Origin of the sequence: Flavobacterium sp. NG2, assembly GCF_034119845.1 — a bacterium.
Lineage (GTDB): Bacteria > Bacteroidota > Bacteroidia > Flavobacteriales > Flavobacteriaceae > Flavobacterium.
This window is the reverse complement of sequence record NZ_CP139420.1, coordinates 3,930,649-3,947,801: the sequence shown is the minus strand read 5'-3', so window position 1 is coordinate 3,947,801 and position 17,153 is coordinate 3,930,649. Positions and strand designations below refer to the sequence as shown.

The following is a 17,153-nucleotide window of genomic DNA, read 5'->3' as shown; positions in this document are numbered from 1 at the left end:
AAAATCGGAAAATGCTGGAACATTTCCCGATTGGGTTTAAAACAGTGATTAAATTATTATTAACCACCAAATTCAAAAACAAAAGTATGAAAAATCAAAACCATATGACAGGTCATGCCTATCATTTATTTAAGATTGATTTAAAAATGAAACTAGCATTTATATTATTCGTAATTTCTTTTTTTCAGATTCAAGCCAATACCTATTCTCAAAATACTAAAATATCCATGCATTTGGAGAATGTAAGTATTAAGAAGGTGTTGAGGACCATTGAGTCAAAAACCGAATTTAAAATTTTCTATAATGATAACGAAGTCGATTATAATAGACTAATATCAGTGGACTTTGAAAAAGAAAAAGTGTCAGTGATTTTAGATAAATTATTTAAAGACACTGCTGTTTCTTATGAAGTATTAGACAAACAAATTGTTTTGGTTCGCAATACCAATAAAAACTCTAATGTCATAGAGAAGAGTACAAATGTCCTAGACAAAAAAATCACAGGAAAAGTTACTGATGGTCAAGGTCCCTTACCAGGTGTAAATGTGATGGTTAAAGGAACGACAATAGGTACTACCACAGATTTTGATGGAAAATTTAGCATTAATGTAAAAGATAATAATGCTATTTTAGTCTTTACTTATCTTGGTTTTGCAACCAAAGAAGTAGCAGTCAAAAATCAAACCTCATTGGCTGTTGTATTACAGGAAGATGCAGCTAAATTAGATGAAATTGTGGTGGTAGGATATACCTCTAAAAAGAAGGGGGAAGTAACAGGATCTGTGAGTACTTTAAGTTCTAAAGAGCTTCAAAATACCAGTAATAATGATGTAGCCAAGTCATTAGCTGGAAAAACACCTGGATTAATCGTTGTTGATAGAGGAGGTTATCCAGGGCAAACAGGAAATACAACTTTATTAATTAGGGGTAAAGCTACTTTAGGAAATAACTCTCCATTAATTATTATTGATGGTATCTATTCTACTGATTTTTCTTATTTGGCTCCTCAAGATATTGAGTCTATGTCAATCTTAAAAGATGGGGCGGCAGCGATTTACGGAGCAAGAGCAGCCAATGGTGTTATCTTAATCACGACCAAAAGAGGTAAGTCAGGAAAAACGAAAATTAATTTCTCATCAATTTATAGTTTATCGTCATTTTCGGTTAAAAATAGATTCATGTCTTCAGAGCAGTATGCTATTTATAATAATGAGATTGCGCAAAGAAAAGGAACAGCGCTTCCATATACTCAAGATGCTATTGATAAGTATGCGGCTGGAAATGATCCAATAAATTATCCTAATACCAACTGGGCTGATTTAACATTTGCTGATAATTCACCAATGCTTAGATCTTCATTAAGCTTTTCAGGAGGAACAGACAAGATTACTTATTTTGTAAGTGTGGATAATATAGAACAAAAAGGGATGTTCAAATCAGGTGATTTGAATTTTAGTCAAAATCAAATACGTTCCAATTTAGATATTAAAATTAGTGATGATTTTAAATTAGGTATTGATTTAAACGGAAGATTTGGTGTTAATAATCAACCTGGTGTTGATTTAGGGTATATATACAAACATATTTATACCAATGAACCAACTCAAGTAGGTATTTATCCTAATGGATTGATAGGCTGGGGTGGTGAAAATGGATCAAATCCAGCTATCATGTCCACTTCTGCCTCTGGTTTCGTAAAACGAAATGATACTAATTTAAGAGGTAGATTCACTTATGATTGGGATTTACACAAACTAACCAAAGGTTTATCGGTTAAAGGATTTATGGGTATTCGTAAAATGAGCTATGACATTAAAAATTGGTACACTCCTTGGACCGTTTATCAATATGTTGCTTCGAGTGATGAATATGTTCCTTCAACAGGATATTCTCAACAAGGAAGTGAAAGAATTTTGCGTGAAACATTTTGGAAAAATGATCAATTAATGCTCAATTCTACGTTGCATTACAATACAAAAATTGGCGATAATCATTATATTACCGCATTTATTGGTGCTGAGCAAACTACAGAAGAGCAAAGAACATTTTGGGCACAAAGAACAGGTTTCCCAAGTAAAGACCACGCTGAATTATTTGCAGGAAGTGATAATGGTCAAATCTCAAGTGGTTCTTCAAACGAATGGGGAAGAGTTAATTATTTTGGTTCTCTTTCTTATGATTATGCTAAGAAATACTATGTTGATTTTACGTTACGTCGTGATGGTTCAAGTAATTTTGGACCAGGAAAACAATTTGGTACCTTCCCAGGTGTAGCTTTGTCATGGGCAATAAACAAAGAATCGTTTATGCAAAATGTAAGTTGGGTAAACTCACTTCGTTTAAGAGCTTCTTCAGCTGTTATGGGGAATGATCAAATAGAAGGATTTCAATTTCAAACAAGTTATAATTACGGAGGAAACACAAATGTGCCTCGTCCTAATTATTACATTTTTGGTACAACAGGAACTAGAAATAACGGTTACGTAAGTTCAAATGTACCTAATCCAGATATTACATGGGAGACCGCTTATATTAAGAATTTAGGGATTAATTTCTCGTTGTTTAATAATAGGTTAACAGGTGATGCTAATTATTTCTATCAAAATAGAACAGATATTCTAATTACTAAAGCAGCAGCCATTCCTGATGCTATCGGTCTAAATTTACCACAACAAAATCTTGGAAAAGTAGATAATTACGGTTGGGAATTCCAATTAGGTTGGAATGATAAAATAGGTGAATTAGGTTATAATATTGGAGGTAATTTTACAAATACCAAGAATAAAGTAGTTTATATGGCCGAAGCTGCAACAGTTCCTGATGCTTTAAAAAGAGAAGGACGTCCATTAGATTCTTATATAGTGTATCCAACCAATGGATTGTTTAAAAATCAATCTGAAGTAGATAATGCTCCTGCTAAGATGGCTGGTACTGTTCCAGGGGAACCTTATTATATAGATACTGATGGTAATGGCAAGATAGATGCCAATGACAGAGTTCGTTTATACGCTTCAAACGTTCCTCAAATTCAATTTGGTTTAAGTGGAGGAATTGATTACAAAGGCTTTGATTTCAACTTCTTATTTCAAGGACAAGCTAAGGCTAAAACATTGGTTTTCTTTGATCAATCAGGAGCAAAACCTGAATTTGTTTATACTGATAGATGGACACCAGATAACCCAAATGCAAGCTACCCTAGAGCTTTTGCGCAGGGGGATAAATACAGTGGACAACAAGGACCGTTTACAAATACGCTAAACGCAGGTTTTGAAGGTGCTGATTTGTACTATAGAGATGCTTCTTTTGTGAGATTAAAAGAGGTTCAGTTGGGATATACTTTTGATAGAGATAAAATTAAATTTTGTGATTTAAAGTTGTTTGTTAGAGGATTTAACTTGCTAACAATGTTTTCAGATATTTATAAGTTAGGATTAGATCCAGAAGCTGCAGGATATAACAATTTTAGAGAAAGTACTTATCCTTCGTTAAAATCTTTTTCAATGGGGGTTAATGTAAGTTTCTAATTTCTAGATGAATAAATGAAACTTTAGGGTTTAAATTAACTAATAAATTAAAAATTTATAAAAATGAAAAAAGTAAAATTAATATATATATATGCTATACTGACTCTATTTACTACTATGGGATGTAGTGATGTATTAGATACTGAAGCATCAAACGCATTTGGTGAAGACCTTATTTATTCGGACCCAGCTCAAGTAGAAAGGTTAGTATTTAATGTTTATAATAGTACCGAAAGTTGGTCTGTTAATAGAAATGAATGGTGGGGCTTACGATTCAATATTGAAAATGCTTCTTTTGAGTCTAAGTTTAATTTTCAAAACCTAGATTTGTTTAAAGACCAAGCGGGCTGGACTTCAAGTGATGTAGGTATGCTCGGGAATAAATGGACAAACTATTTTTATTACATCCGTTTGTCGAATGAGTTTTTAGACCGAATTGATAAAAGCAAAGCGATGCAAGTCAATCCTGCCAAAGTAAATGTTCTAAAAGCAGAGATGCGTTTTTTAAGAGCTAATTTGTATAGTAAATTAATTAAGTTTTTTGGAGGTGTGCCTATTATGGAACATGCTCTCGGCTTGAATGATGATTTTAATATAAAAAGAAATAGCTATGAAGAATGTGTGAATTTTATAGTAAAAGAATTAGATGAAGTAGCTACAGTCTTGCCTCCTACACGTCCTGATTCTGAATTTGGTAGAGCTACTAAATTAGCGGCTTTAGCAGTAAAATCTCGTACTTTATTATATGCCGCTAGTAAATTACACGACCCAGCCTTCGCACCAAAAAATGATCCTTTATATGTATACACCAAAGCGACCAAATGGCAAGATGCTGCAGATGCTGCTAAGGCAGTAGTAGATTTAGTTGGAGCACGTAATTTAATCGCTACGGCAAATGCGACAGAGTATCAAAAATTGTTTTTGGCACCCAATGCCGATATCATATTTGCAAGACCTTATGGTTCACAGTACTATGAGTACGGAACGGATGCTAATTCATTACCTGATTTAACGCAATCCCCAAATGGTTATGGGGGATGGGCTTTATCATCACCAACACATAATTTTAGTTTAGAGTTTAATATGAATGATGGTAGCACAACAGCAGGTGCTTCGTTTAATCCCGCTGCTCCTAATGCCAATAGAGAAATGCGCTATTATGCAAATTTATTGTTTAACGGAGCGCAGTTTAGAGGCAGAGAAGTGCAATACTTTTTGTCTGAAGAGGTAAATGGTGTCCCTGTATTTCCACATGGTTTAGATTCTCCAAAGGGATTAGGAAACGTACAGCACTCTTCTAAAACAGGGTATAATATTCGAAAATTTCAAGACGAAACTGTTGCTGTAGCCGGAGGAATTTCTCCTAAGAGACCTTATGTATTGTACCGTTTGGCCGAAATTTATTTGAATTATGCCGAAGCGCTATATCATTTAAATGATGAAACTACAGCGCGTACCTTCTTAAATAAAGTTGCGTCTAGAGCTTTACAGCCTACAATTACAGCAACTGGTCCGGCGTTATTAGAAGCGATTAAAAGAGAAAGAAGGGTAGAACTTTGTTTTGAAGGACATAGCTTTTTTGATGAGAGAAGATGGATGAACGAAGCTCATTTAGGTTTTCCAATTAAAGGTTTAACTTGGAAAAAGTCTGCCGCAGGAATAGTATCGAATACAGAATATACTGTGATAACGAGACCTTGGGATGTAAAACAATATTACTTACCAATTCCTAGAACCGAAAGAGAAAAAGCACCTGCTTTAGCTCAAAATTTTGGTTATTAAATACGGAATAAAAATAAAAATTAAAAAGTTGGTTTTTTTAGTTGAAATGCCAAGAGGATTCGTTCTCTTGGTATTTTTTTTACCCCAACAGACACAAATTAAATTCTGAACGACAGTTCTCAGTTTAGATTTTTCTTTTTTTGAAAATGAAATTTTATTCACCAAAAAAAGACCATTTTGAAAAAACTATCGATTAGCATCATTCTATTGAGTATTATTTGTTTCAATACAATAACTGCACAAAAAAACCAAAAACCTAATATTATAATCCTATTAGCTGATGACTTGGGTTATGGTGAATTAGGCGCTTACGGGCAAAAAGAAATTAAAACTCCTTTCCTTGATTACCTAGTGTCACAAGGAATGAGCTTTACTGATTTTTATACAGGAACCTCAGTTTGTTCGCCTTCAAGAGCAAGTTTGATGACAGGAATTCACACAGGTCATTTAAGTATACGAGGAAACAAAGGAAAATATCCTGATAAATGGGATCGCGTACCTTTAAAAAAATCAGAGTTAACCATAGCCGAAGTACTTAAATCAGGAGGTTATCAATCAGCAATGATTGGAAAATGGCATTTAGGTATTTCCGAAGACATGTCAACTTGGGCAAAAGGTCGTGGTTTTGATTATGCTGTTCAAGAACAATGGGGAAAATCAAGTAAAGGAAACGAAATTGACGAAAGAATTCATTGGGTTAATAACGACCAAGACTCCATACTATATGATTTTACCAAATACTCTTGCTTGGATGAATTTAGAACCAACTTCGCATTGGATTATTTGAAGAATAAAAAAGAAAAAAACAAGCCTTTCTTTTTATATATGTCTTATAGAACACCCCATGCTCATGAATATCTTGTAAAGCATAATGAAATGTATGCTGATAAAGGTTGGCCTGAAATCGAACGCACTCATGCTGCACGTATCACCATGCTCGATGCACAAATCAAAAGATTATTTGATTTATTAAAAGAAAGAGGAGAACTTGAAAATACCGTTATCCTTTTCACCAGTGATAATGGACCACAAAGCGAGAACGGACATGATAACAACTTCTTTGATAGTGCCGCGGGCTTAAAAGGACATAAACGTGATTTGCACGAAGGAGGAATCCGTGTTCCAGCGATTGTATATTGGAAAGGAAAAATAAAAGCAGGAGCCAAAACCAATCAGCCCGCTGCCTTTTATGATATCATGCCTACGGTGGCTGAAATTGCGGGGGTGAAAACACCAAAACAATCGGATGGGATTTCGTTTTTGCCTACTTTATTAGGGAAGCAACAACCACAACACGACCATTTTTATTGGGAAATTCAAGAAGGTGCATCAGCCAAAGGTTTCAAGCAGGCTGCAAGAATGGGTAATTGGAAAGCCGTACGCGTAGCTGATTCTTATAGAACGGAATTGTATGATTTGTCTAAGGATGTTTTTGAAATCAATGATGTAGCAGCAAAACATCCAGATATTGTGGCAAAGATGAATGCCATTTTGAAGAAAGAGAGCGTGCCTATAGTACATTATCCATTTTCAGGAGGGATTTTTAAATAACAGATTTACTACCAAAGACATTTTATATATACATAGAGACATCTTTTGAGTACAGCAATCTTAATTTTGGTAGATTGAAATGGTTTGATGAGTTTGTGAAAGCGACTTTGGAAATCTTTTTAACGATACTATAAAAACTACCAAACCAACCAAAATGGATTTTATTCAGCAAAATTACCAACTTAGAATAAAACAATACAAGCAGCATTATACGATGAAAATAGCTTGTGTGTTTTTTGTTCTTATCTCAGGATTTGAAGTCCAAGCACAACTAGAACAAACCGCTTTGACTAAAATTAGCGAGTTGCAAACGTTGATGACTCAGGCCGAAGATAAGGGAATTGATGTAACGAAGGAAAAAATGACCATTCGTACTGCTCAGGTATTTTTGAAATATGCCAATTGGGATCAGGCCAACGTTGCTATAAATACGGATCATTTTGCCTTAGTAGCGGCTTATAAAAGTAATGCGGCCCAGATGGCTCAAGATTTACCTGATTTTGAAAGAAATGATATTGTTAAAATGCTTGATGATGCGAAGGCAAATTTAAACAGATTAATAGCCGGAGAAATTAAAAGAAAACCAACTCCCAATATTGATTGGGCTGCAGTGAATCTTGATGGGAATAAAGTAGTTCATCAAACCAAACCTGTTTTTTTGTCTGATTTCACTTGGAAACCAGAGATAGCCGAATTAACAGATTATTTTGGTAATCAGGATGGGTATTATCTGAGTCCTGTTCATGTTATTAATAATACAGGGACAGTGAAAGCGTCCGTTTTAAATGAATTACAAGCCAAACCCTCAGGACGTTTTGGAAGTATTTTTATAAACCATAAAAATGTACCTGATTGGGCAGAAACAAAGTACGGGCCTGGTTTTAAAATGCGTGAAGATACTTTTACGGCATATGATATTGATAATCCTGGCGCTAGAGAAATGCAAGCTTTTTTATTAGGGGCAACCGTTCCTAAAATGGCAGGTAAAAAATATACAGAGCTTGGGTACTTGTTGTGTAATGAGCCTCATTTTTTTACAACTGAAGGCGTTTGGGCTACGGGGCCAGTTTCTAATTATACTATCGAGAAATTCAAGATTTGGTTGCAAGAAAAACATACTGACATAGCTAATTTAAATGCAGTCTGGGGAACTAGTTTTGCCTCTTTTGATGCTGTAACGATTACTGTTCCTATTGCGGCAAGTTTATTAGGCACACCTAAATGGTATGATTGGGTGTCTTTTAATGCTGATCGTGTGACCGATTGGTATCGTTTTTTGAAATCAGAAATTAGAAAATACGATTCAAATGCAAGGGTACATCTTAAGATTATGCCGAATCTATGGACGGAGAATAACCGAAACCATGGTATCGACTTAGAAAAGTTGACGAATCTAAGCGAAATCATTGGCAATGATGCCAAGGCAATAGATTCTCATATGTGGGGACCTAAAGAGGAATGGGAAGACCATTTTGGGTTTGAATGGAGGGAATTATGCATGAGTCATGATTTTATGACTTCTGTTAGTCCAGATAAAATTATTTACAATTCAGAAACTCATTTTTTATCAACTGGCCCATTTAGAGATTTATATCTCAAACCTGCCTATGCACGTGCTGTGTATTGGTTAGGGTTTTTACATGGTATGAATGTGAGTCAAACCTGGTATTGGTCACGAAGAGAAGACGGTTCGATACGGAATCTGGGAGATAAAGGATATGCAGGTTCTAACAATCAACAACCTCGAATTGTAAATGAAGTGACAGCTACGGTGATGGATTTGAATAGTTTTTCGGAAGAAATTGATGCTTTGCAACATTTAAAAAAGCCTATTAGAATTTTCTATTCAGAAACATCTGCAACCAATAAAAGTACCCATATGGATGATGTTTTTCATTTGTATCAATCCTTATATTTTAATGGAATGCCTATTGGGTTTGCGTCTGAAACTATTTTGAATACTCAAAATAAATCCAATTGGGATGTTGTTTTGGTGTACAAAACACCTTTTGTGACTGATAAAGAGTTTACTGCCTTACAAGCTTACTTGAATGCGGGAGGAACCGTAATCGTAGATACTGAAAGTTTGAAGAAAAATGAGTACAATCAACAGCGTACTGTAAGTTTAGTTGCGGGAACGGGTACTTTGATTAGTCTTTCAACGATAAATACAATAGCATCTAAAGCTTTTGAAATCGTAACCAATAAAGGTCATGTTTCAAAATTTAATTTAGTAGAAACTAATGTATTAAATGTAAAAGGATGTATGTGGAGAGCCACCACTTTAGCCGATGGCAGGAATGTTATTTCGATTGTCAATATGGGAAAAGGAACGGCTAACCTAACCCTTTCATTGGATGGTAAAACCACGATTCCATATAGAAATTTATTGACTGGGGAGTCGGTTCCGGCTACCTTTACAATGGATTCCGAGACCGTTTTATTGTTGGAGGCAGGAGCCGATTTAAGTGTTCGTGATTTTAATCAAAAGGAAGAGACTTTGAAAGCTTACCCTAATCCTACTAATGGTAAATTCACTATTGATTTGGAAACTAATATTGATCAAATAGATGTGAAATTCTATAATCTAATGTCTCAATTAGTAATGTCAAAAACAGTTGTCGTTCAAAATAACCAAATCCAATTGGATCTTGACAACCTACCTACTGGGGTTTATATTGCCAAGCTGGCTTTAGAAAAAAAATATTCGGTTAAAATCATTAAAAAATAGTTTTGAATTTGAAATAACTGGTATGGAAATCTTAGATTGAGTTCAATATAGCGCTAGCTTTGTTTAGCAAGTATAAAATAAACAACTCTATATTGACTATTATCCAAAAAAATAAAATTATAATAATTTAAATATGTGTATAAAATTCTCTAGTATGAAGTACTCTTTAATTTTTCTCCTATCATTATCAATGTTAGGATGTAATGGAAACAAGAAAAAGCATGATGGTCATGCTGAAAATGAAGCAAAAACGAAACCTAATATCATTATTATCTATGCTGATGATTTGGGATATGGAGATTTAGGTGCTTATGGGGGAACAGGAATAAAAACACCAAACATTGACAAACTAATTAATGGCGGAATGATGTTTACCAGCGGTTATGCAACTTCGGCAACTTGTACACCTAGTAGATATGGACTGTTGACAGGAACCTATCCTTGGAGAAATTCGGATGCAAAAATCCTTCCTGGTACAGCACCATTATTAATTGATGTGAACCAAATGACCATTCCTAAAATGTTAAAAGCGGAAGGCTATAATACTGGAATTGTAGGGAAATGGCATTTAGGATTAGGAAACGGTTATGTAGATTGGAACAAGCACATTAGTCCAAGTCCAAATGAAGTAGGATTTGACTATAGTTTTATCATGGCTGCAACTCAAGATAGAGTTCCTACGGTATATATCAAAAACGGTGATGTAGTAGGATTAGATCCTAAAGATCCTATTATGGTTGATTATAAAAAGAATTTCGACGGAGAACCTACAGCAATTAGCAATCCTGAAATGTTGAAAATGAAATGGCATCATGGTCATAACAATAGTATTGTCAATGGTATTCCAAGAATTGGTTTTATGAAAGGTGGTCAAGCGGCAAAATGGAATGATGAAGAGATGGCGGATACTTTTTTAGCGGAAGCTAAAAATTATATTGGCAACCATACTAAAAGTCCATTTTTCTTGTACTATGCTTTGCAACAACCTCACGTACCTCGTACACCAAGTCCACGTTTTGTAGGAGCTTCTGGTTTAGGACCAAGAGGAGATGTAATCGTTGAAGCAGATTGGTGTGTAGGAGAGTTGATGAAAAAATTAGAGAGCGAAGGATTGTTAGAAAATACCTTGATTATATTTTCTAGTGACAATGGCCCTGTATTGAATGATGGTTATTATGATGATGCTGTTGAAAAATTAGGTAACCACAAACCTAATGGAGCATTGCGAGGGGGGAAATACAGTTTATTTGATGGTGGTACAAGAGTTCCGTTTTTTACTTACTGGAAAGGACATATCAAGCCTGGAAAATCAGATGCTGTTGTATGTCAAATGGATTTATTAGCTTCTTTGGCCTCTTTAGTAGGAAGTAAAGAAACAAAACTTAGCGATAGCCAAAATTTATTGAATGACTTTTTAGGGAAAACTCAAAAAGGAAGAGAAGCATTAGTTTTAGAAGCCAATTCAAAAACACTAGTGAGAAAAGGAGATTGGATTATGATTCCACCGTACAAAGGTTCACCAAAAATGAATACTGAGGTAAATATAGAGATGGGACCATCTGATGATTATCAGTTGTACAACACTAAGAACGATATTGGACAAAAGAATAATCTTGCCAAAGCAAATCCTGAAAAGCTAAAAGAAATGATAGTTACTTTCGAAAAACTGAGAGGGGCTAACTATAAAACTACTTCGGAACTAAAATTACAGTAACTAATTCAATAGGTTTTAAAAAAGCAATTCTCAAAGAGTATTTCACTTGGAGAGAATTGTTTTTTTTATGTTCAAATGTTAGGTTTTCTGTCTTTCGTTTGATTCTATAATCATCTAATAACACAAAATCTTTTTAGCTATATTTACAGTTGTTTATTGTTTCTGTTTAAGTAGAATTTGTCTTTATCTAAAAAATAAAATGAATTCATTTAGAATCTAAATCCTTGCTATCAAAATATGTTCAATAAAATTATAAAGTTTGTTTTCCTGTTTCTTTTTGTAATCCAATTGACCGCCCAAACGGAAAAGTTAGAATATTCTAAAAATATTTCTATTTCCAATGGTTTAGCACATAATGGTGTAACCACTATTTTGGAGGATTCTAAAGGCTATATTTGGATTGGTACATATGATGGTTTAAATCGTTATGACGGCTATGGTTTTTCGGTTTTTAAAAATTCAGTTGATAATGATATTTTAGTTAATAACCGAATTCGAACCCTAGCAGAAGATAAAAAAGGGAATTTATGGATAGGAACCGATGAGGGAATTTCGATTTATACTTACACAAAAGAAAAGTTCACAACATTATTTTCCAATGATTTAGTCAAGCGAGGTACAACGGGTCCCATTGTTCGTAAAATTCTTTTTAATACTTCAAAGAAAGTGGTCCTTTGTGCAACTGAACGCAAAGGGATACTAATTTTTAACGAAGATTATACCTTCAATCATCAATATGTGCCTGTTCTCAAAGGATTTTCGCAAAGTATTTCTTTTTTTGACGGAATAGCAATTGATGATGATAACTATTTGTTCTCCACCTCGATTGGATTAATATCATTTAACCTTAGCTCTAAAAAATATAAAAGAGAGTTAAGTCATGTTATTAATTTTAGTAAATCACTTGTCAAAATATCCAAGACACAAATAATAGTAACAATTGATAAAGGGATAGCCGTTGTCAATTTAAAAAGAAGTCAAAAAAATATTCAATATCAATTAAGTCATACTGATTTAAAACAATATGATTTTGTTACCGTAGCTATTGATAATCATGATAATTTGTGGCTAGGAACAAATAAAGATGGTTTTATTCGTGTCGAAAGTGCTTCTCAATGCTCAAGTAAAAGAAAATATTCTATTAAGGAATACAATATAGCACCTAGCTTGTTAAGGGTGAGTTGTTTTGCTCCTTTAAAGAATAGTTGTTGGGTAGGGAGTTTTAATAAAGGACTTTTTAAATTTGATTTAAATGAGAATCCATTTAAGCATTATAATAAAAACAAAAAATTAGCGTATGGTCTAACTACCAATGAGGTTTTGAGTGTCGTTCCAATGGACGATAGTAGAGTTTATCTTTCAACGATTCAAGGAGGTTTAAGTTTGTATAATACTAAGACAAATACTTTTGAACCCATTCCTTTTTCAATTTCTCAAGAAACGATACAAAGAGTAGGAGCTGTTTTTGTTGATAGGCATAAAAATATTTGGTTCAAAGTGGCCGATAAAGGCCTTTTTAGAGTTCGGAAAAATGGGCAACAGCCTGAGTTTGTATCTACTATTGGCATAGATAAAAAAGGTAATGATGCGGTGAAGTTTATTACTGATGATGCTTCAGGAAATATATTAATTGGAGGATCGGATGATTTATTTAAACTTGTATTAGATGCTAATCACGATCTTGTTCGTACAGAAAAACTTAATGATAATTCCTTTTTTAGGGATACCAAAATTTCATTAATACGTTATATTTATCCAGATCCACTGTTTAAAAATTTTTTATGGGTAGGCACCAATGCTGATGGTTTATTTCGAATCGATTTGGCCAACAACAAAACATTAGAACAGGCTAAAGTAGAGCGATTTACCAATGATAAAAGAAACAAAAAATCGATTTCTAGTAGTTTTGTAACTTCCATCATCCGTTTACCTAATAAAGATTTATGGATAGGAACAGAAAGAGGTGGGATTTGTAAAGTATTGAACAGTGATAAAGAACCTGAATTTATTTCTTTTTCAGAAAAGCAAGGTTTATCTAATAATGTTGTAAAAAGTGTTATCTATGATGGTAATAAATCATTATGGGTTACTACGAATATAGGATTAAATAAATTCAATATTGAGGATTATAGGTTTCAAAAATTTACCAAAACTGATGGTTTGCCGTTTGAAGATTTTAACTATGGTTATGCAGTATTAAATAATGGTTATATAGTATTGGCAGGTTTTGATGGGTTCTGTTATTTTAATCCCAAAAACTTGCCTAAAAACGAAAAATTACCACGATTAGAACTAGGCGACCTTAATGTATTTAATGAAAATATTAAGGCGGGTGATACTCTTAATAATAGGGTGTTAATGGATAAGCGCTTGAGTGATTTGGATAAACTTTCGTTGAAATATAATGAGAATGTTTTTTCAATAGGGGTTACCTCACTTCATTTTTCGACTCAAAGTAATCATTTTATTAAATACCAACTTTTACCAATCAATAAAGAGTGGATAGAAATACCTTCGGACCAGCGTAATATTTATTTCAATGGTTTACCTCCTGGAGATTACGTATTGAATGTGAAGGCTTCGAATGCAATGAATAGCTGGACCAAAACCAAGGAGCTAGAAATAACGATTAAACCTCCCTTTTGGAGGTCAGCCGTTGCTTATATTTTATATTATTTAATTGTCATTTTTGGCGGGTATTATGTTGTTTATTTTATTCTAAGATTACAAAGTTTAAAACACAACATCGAAATTGAGCAGTTAGAAAAGGACAATGTTAAGGAAATTAATGCCGCTAAACTTCGATTTTTTAGTAATATTTCACATGAGATAAAAACACCTTTGACCTTAATTTCAGGTCCTGTGGAGTCACTTTTTGAACGTTTTAGAAACGACGAAGAGGTACTTGGAACATTGAAAATTGTTCAAAAACAATCACAGAAAATATCTAAATTAATAGATCAAGTACATGATTTTCAAAAAGCAGATGCGAATCAGTTGAAAATGAATTTCACCTATTTTAATTTTGATGCTTTTATAGATGAACTTATTTCAGAGTATGAGTTTCTAGCTTCAATGGAGGGCAAAACAATAAAGGCCAATAAAGCAAATGAGTCTGTTTATGTGTATGCAGATAAAGATAAAATTGAAAAGATTTTGAATAATTTGATTACTAACGCCTTCAAATACACTAAGGAAAAGGATACGATAACTATCGAGTATGAAGTTGAAAATAACGATTTGTTAATTGCAGTAAAAGATGAGGGAAGAGGGATAGATAGTGAGGATTTACCGCATGTATTTGAGCGTTTTTATCAATCTAAGAAAAAAGAATATATCTATTATGGCGGTTCAGGTATTGGTTTGGCTTTTTCAAAACAATTAGTAGAAATGCATTATGGTTTTATTAGTGCTGAGAGTACATTAGGAGAAGGAACAACTATACATATTCGTTTACCAATTATTCATGACGAGTATACAGAAGATCAAGAATTAATTGAAAGTGAAGTTTTGTCAGCTGAAAAATTAGTAAAAAGTAGTTTTTCATTGGAGAACATTGATTATACCAATTTGCATTTTGACAGTAGTTTTTCTGATTGTAAAATATTTATTGCCGAGGACAATCCTGATTTAAGAAATTATATTTCAACCACGCTTTCTCAATTTGTAAATGTGGAAGTTTTTGTTAACGGTCAAGAATGTTTGAACGCACTTGAAAACGATTGGCCTGATTTGGTTCTAAGTGATGTTTTGATGCCTGAGCTTAATGGTTTTGATTTGTGTAAAAAAATAAAGTCAGACATTAAAACCAGTCATATTCCGGTTATTTTATTAACGGCTTGTACGACGATTGATGACCAAGTAAAAGGTTTGATTGATGGTGCCGATGCTTACATTCAAAAGCCTTTTAATATGCAGCATTTGATTTCGTCTATCGAATCGATTTTGCGTAACCGTAAACAATTAAGAGAGCGTTTTCAAATAGAATTACCATTGACATTAACAACTAAGGACAATAGTAATGATAATGCTTTCTTAGAAAAATTATATAGTTTGATGGCCGAAAACTTGGACAACCAAGACTTGGATTTGGATCATTTTGCCAAAGATTTGTATCTAAATAGAACCCATTTTTATCAAAAAGTAAAAACCTTAACCAATTTTACGCCTTTTGAACTTTTGAAAGTCTATCGATTGAAAAAAGCAGCCGAATTTTTGGCCGAGGGTAAATTGTCAGTAAATGAGGTCTATATGATGACTGGCTTTAAGAGTCGCACCCATTTCAGTAAATTATTTAAGGAGAAGTACGAAGTGACACCTGGGAAATATGCTGCTGAGATGGTGAACAAATATTCTGGTAAGTCTGAATCTTGATGATTTAATTCGTAATCGAAAATGAATGTTAATTTTATAAATAAAGGAATATACTCCTTTGAAAAGCTTGATTAGTTATGAGAAAAAATAGTTTTTGTACCTTATTGTTTATAATTGTTTGTTATACAATGACAGCACAAACAAAGTTAGCTTCGATTTTTAATAATCATATGGTGTTGCAAAGAGAAACTGAGGTTGCCATTTGGGGAAATGATAAACCAAATACCGTAATCACCATTGAAGGAAGTTGGGGGCATAAAGCAAAAACAGTAACTGACAACAAAGGAAATTGGCAAACAAAAATAAAAACGACTTCGGCAGGAGGACCTTATTCCTTAAAAGTTGTGGGTTCACAAAAAGTAGTTTTAGAAGATATACTTTTAGGAGAGGTTTGGTTGTGCTCAGGGCAATCTAACATGGAAATGCCTCTAAAAGGTTTTATAGGACAGCCTATCAATAAGAGTAATGAATCTATAATGAAAAGTGAAAATGCTCAATTGCGTTTTTTTAAGGTAAAAAGACAAACAGCGCTTAGTCCACAAGAAAATTTAGCAGCTGGGAATTGGGAGATTTCTTCTCGAACAACTGCAGCTGATTGTAGTGCTGTGGCTTATTTTTATGGAAAAATGCTTCAAGAAACACTTAAGATTCCAGTAGGGTTGATTACAAGTAGTTGGGGAGGAACAGTAGCTCAAGCATGGATGTCACCTCCAAGCTTACGAAAAGACTTTCCAGAGTTTGATTTGGGTGCCCTCACTCAAGAAAAATTAAATCAAAATAGTCCTTCAGCTTTGTATAATGGGATGATTCATCCGCTAGTTCCTTTTGGGATTAAAGGAGTGATTTGGTATCAGGGAGAAAGCAATAAAAGTAACCCTGAGCAATATGCTAAATTATTTCCAGCTTTAATTGCTAATTGGCGTGAAGATTTTAAACAAGGTGATTTTCCTTTTTATTTTGTTCAAATAGCTCCTTTTGTATATTCTAAAAAAGAAAATGCAGCTTTTTTAAGAGAGGCTCAACTAAAGACGATGCAGACCACCAAGAATACCGGTATGGCCGTAACATTAGATATTGGAGAAGAATTTTCAATCCATCCAGCTGAAAAAGAAAAAGTAGGAGAGCGATTAGCCTATTGGGCTTTAGCCAAAACCTATGGCATGTCTGGTATTGAATTTAGTGGTCCTGTTTATAAAAGTATGGAAGTGAATGGTAATAAAGCGACATTGAGTTTTGATTATACACCATTAGGTGTTTTTAGTAAAAATCCTCAAGATTTTGAAATAGCAGCTGAAGACAAAATCTTTTATCCTGCAACGGTGAAAATCACCAAGGGAAAGTTAGAAGTATGGAATGATACAGTAGCAAAACCAGTTGCAGTGCGTTACGCTTGGAAGAATTTTGTAGAAGGAAGTTTGTTTAATACTGCTGGTTTTCCAGCCTCTTCTTTTAGAACTGATAATTGGGAGAAATAAAA

Annotated in this window: 7 protein-coding genes; all 7 read left to right on the top strand. The window is 33.8% G+C overall.

The window, feature by feature from the left end; genetic code table 11:
* Window positions 1-86: 86 nt before the first annotated feature.
* The 7 genes from SLW70_RS15845 (at window position 87) to SLW70_RS15815 (ending at window position 17,151) form a co-directional block, all read left to right on the top strand.
* Window positions 87-3,524, top strand: a complete 3,438-nt coding sequence (locus SLW70_RS15845; protein WP_320889628.1) for a TonB-dependent receptor — start codon at window positions 87-89, stop codon at window positions 3,522-3,524.
* 63 nt (window positions 3,525-3,587) lie between these two features.
* Window positions 3,588-5,306: a RagB/SusD family nutrient uptake outer membrane protein gene (locus SLW70_RS15840; RefSeq protein WP_320889627.1), complete on the top strand. Its 1,719-nt coding sequence runs from the start codon at window positions 3,588-3,590 to the stop codon at window positions 5,304-5,306.
* A gap of 177 nt (window positions 5,307-5,483) precedes the next feature.
* Window positions 5,484-6,857 (top strand): sulfatase-like hydrolase/transferase, encoded by a 1,374-nt coding sequence (locus SLW70_RS15835; protein WP_320889626.1) that lies wholly within the window; start codon window positions 5,484-5,486, stop codon window positions 6,855-6,857.
* Between the two features lie 154 nt (window positions 6,858-7,011).
* Window positions 7,012-9,588 (top strand): T9SS type A sorting domain-containing protein, encoded by a 2,577-nt coding sequence (locus SLW70_RS15830; RefSeq protein ID WP_320889625.1) that lies wholly within the window; start codon window positions 7,012-7,014, stop codon window positions 9,586-9,588.
* A gap of 154 nt (window positions 9,589-9,742) precedes the next feature.
* Window positions 9,743-11,302: an arylsulfatase gene (locus tag SLW70_RS15825; protein ID WP_320889624.1), complete on the top strand. Its 1,560-nt coding sequence runs from the start codon at window positions 9,743-9,745 to the stop codon at window positions 11,300-11,302.
* A gap of 237 nt (window positions 11,303-11,539) precedes the next feature.
* The gene (locus SLW70_RS15820) at window positions 11,540-15,676 is read left to right on the top strand and encodes an ATP-binding protein (protein ID WP_320889623.1); all 4,137 of its coding nucleotides are present in this window, start codon (window positions 11,540-11,542) and stop codon (window positions 15,674-15,676) included.
* Between the two features lie 128 nt (window positions 15,677-15,804).
* Window positions 15,805-17,151, top strand: a complete 1,347-nt coding sequence (locus SLW70_RS15815; protein ID WP_320889622.1) for a sialate O-acetylesterase — start codon at window positions 15,805-15,807, stop codon at window positions 17,149-17,151.
* Window positions 17,152-17,153: the final 2 nt, after the last annotated feature.

What these genes read in the sequence shown, in the direction of transcription:
- SLW70_RS15845 (WP_320889628.1), top strand. Translation starts at nt 87, where the DNA reads ATGAAAAATCAAAACCATATGACAGGTCATGCCTATCATTTATTTAAG.
- SLW70_RS15840 (WP_320889627.1), top strand. Translation starts at nt 3,588, where the DNA reads ATGAAAAAAGTAAAATTAATATATATATATGCTATACTGACTCTATTT.
- SLW70_RS15830 (WP_320889625.1), top strand. Translation starts at nt 7,012, where the DNA reads ATGGATTTTATTCAGCAAAATTACCAACTTAGAATAAAACAATACAAG.
- SLW70_RS15825 (WP_320889624.1), top strand. Translation starts at nt 9,743, where the DNA reads ATGAAGTACTCTTTAATTTTTCTCCTATCATTATCAATGTTAGGATGT.
- SLW70_RS15820 (WP_320889623.1), top strand. Translation starts at nt 11,540, where the DNA reads ATGTTCAATAAAATTATAAAGTTTGTTTTCCTGTTTCTTTTTGTAATC.
- SLW70_RS15815 (WP_320889622.1), top strand. Translation starts at nt 15,805, where the DNA reads ATGACAGCACAAACAAAGTTAGCTTCGATTTTTAATAATCATATGGTG.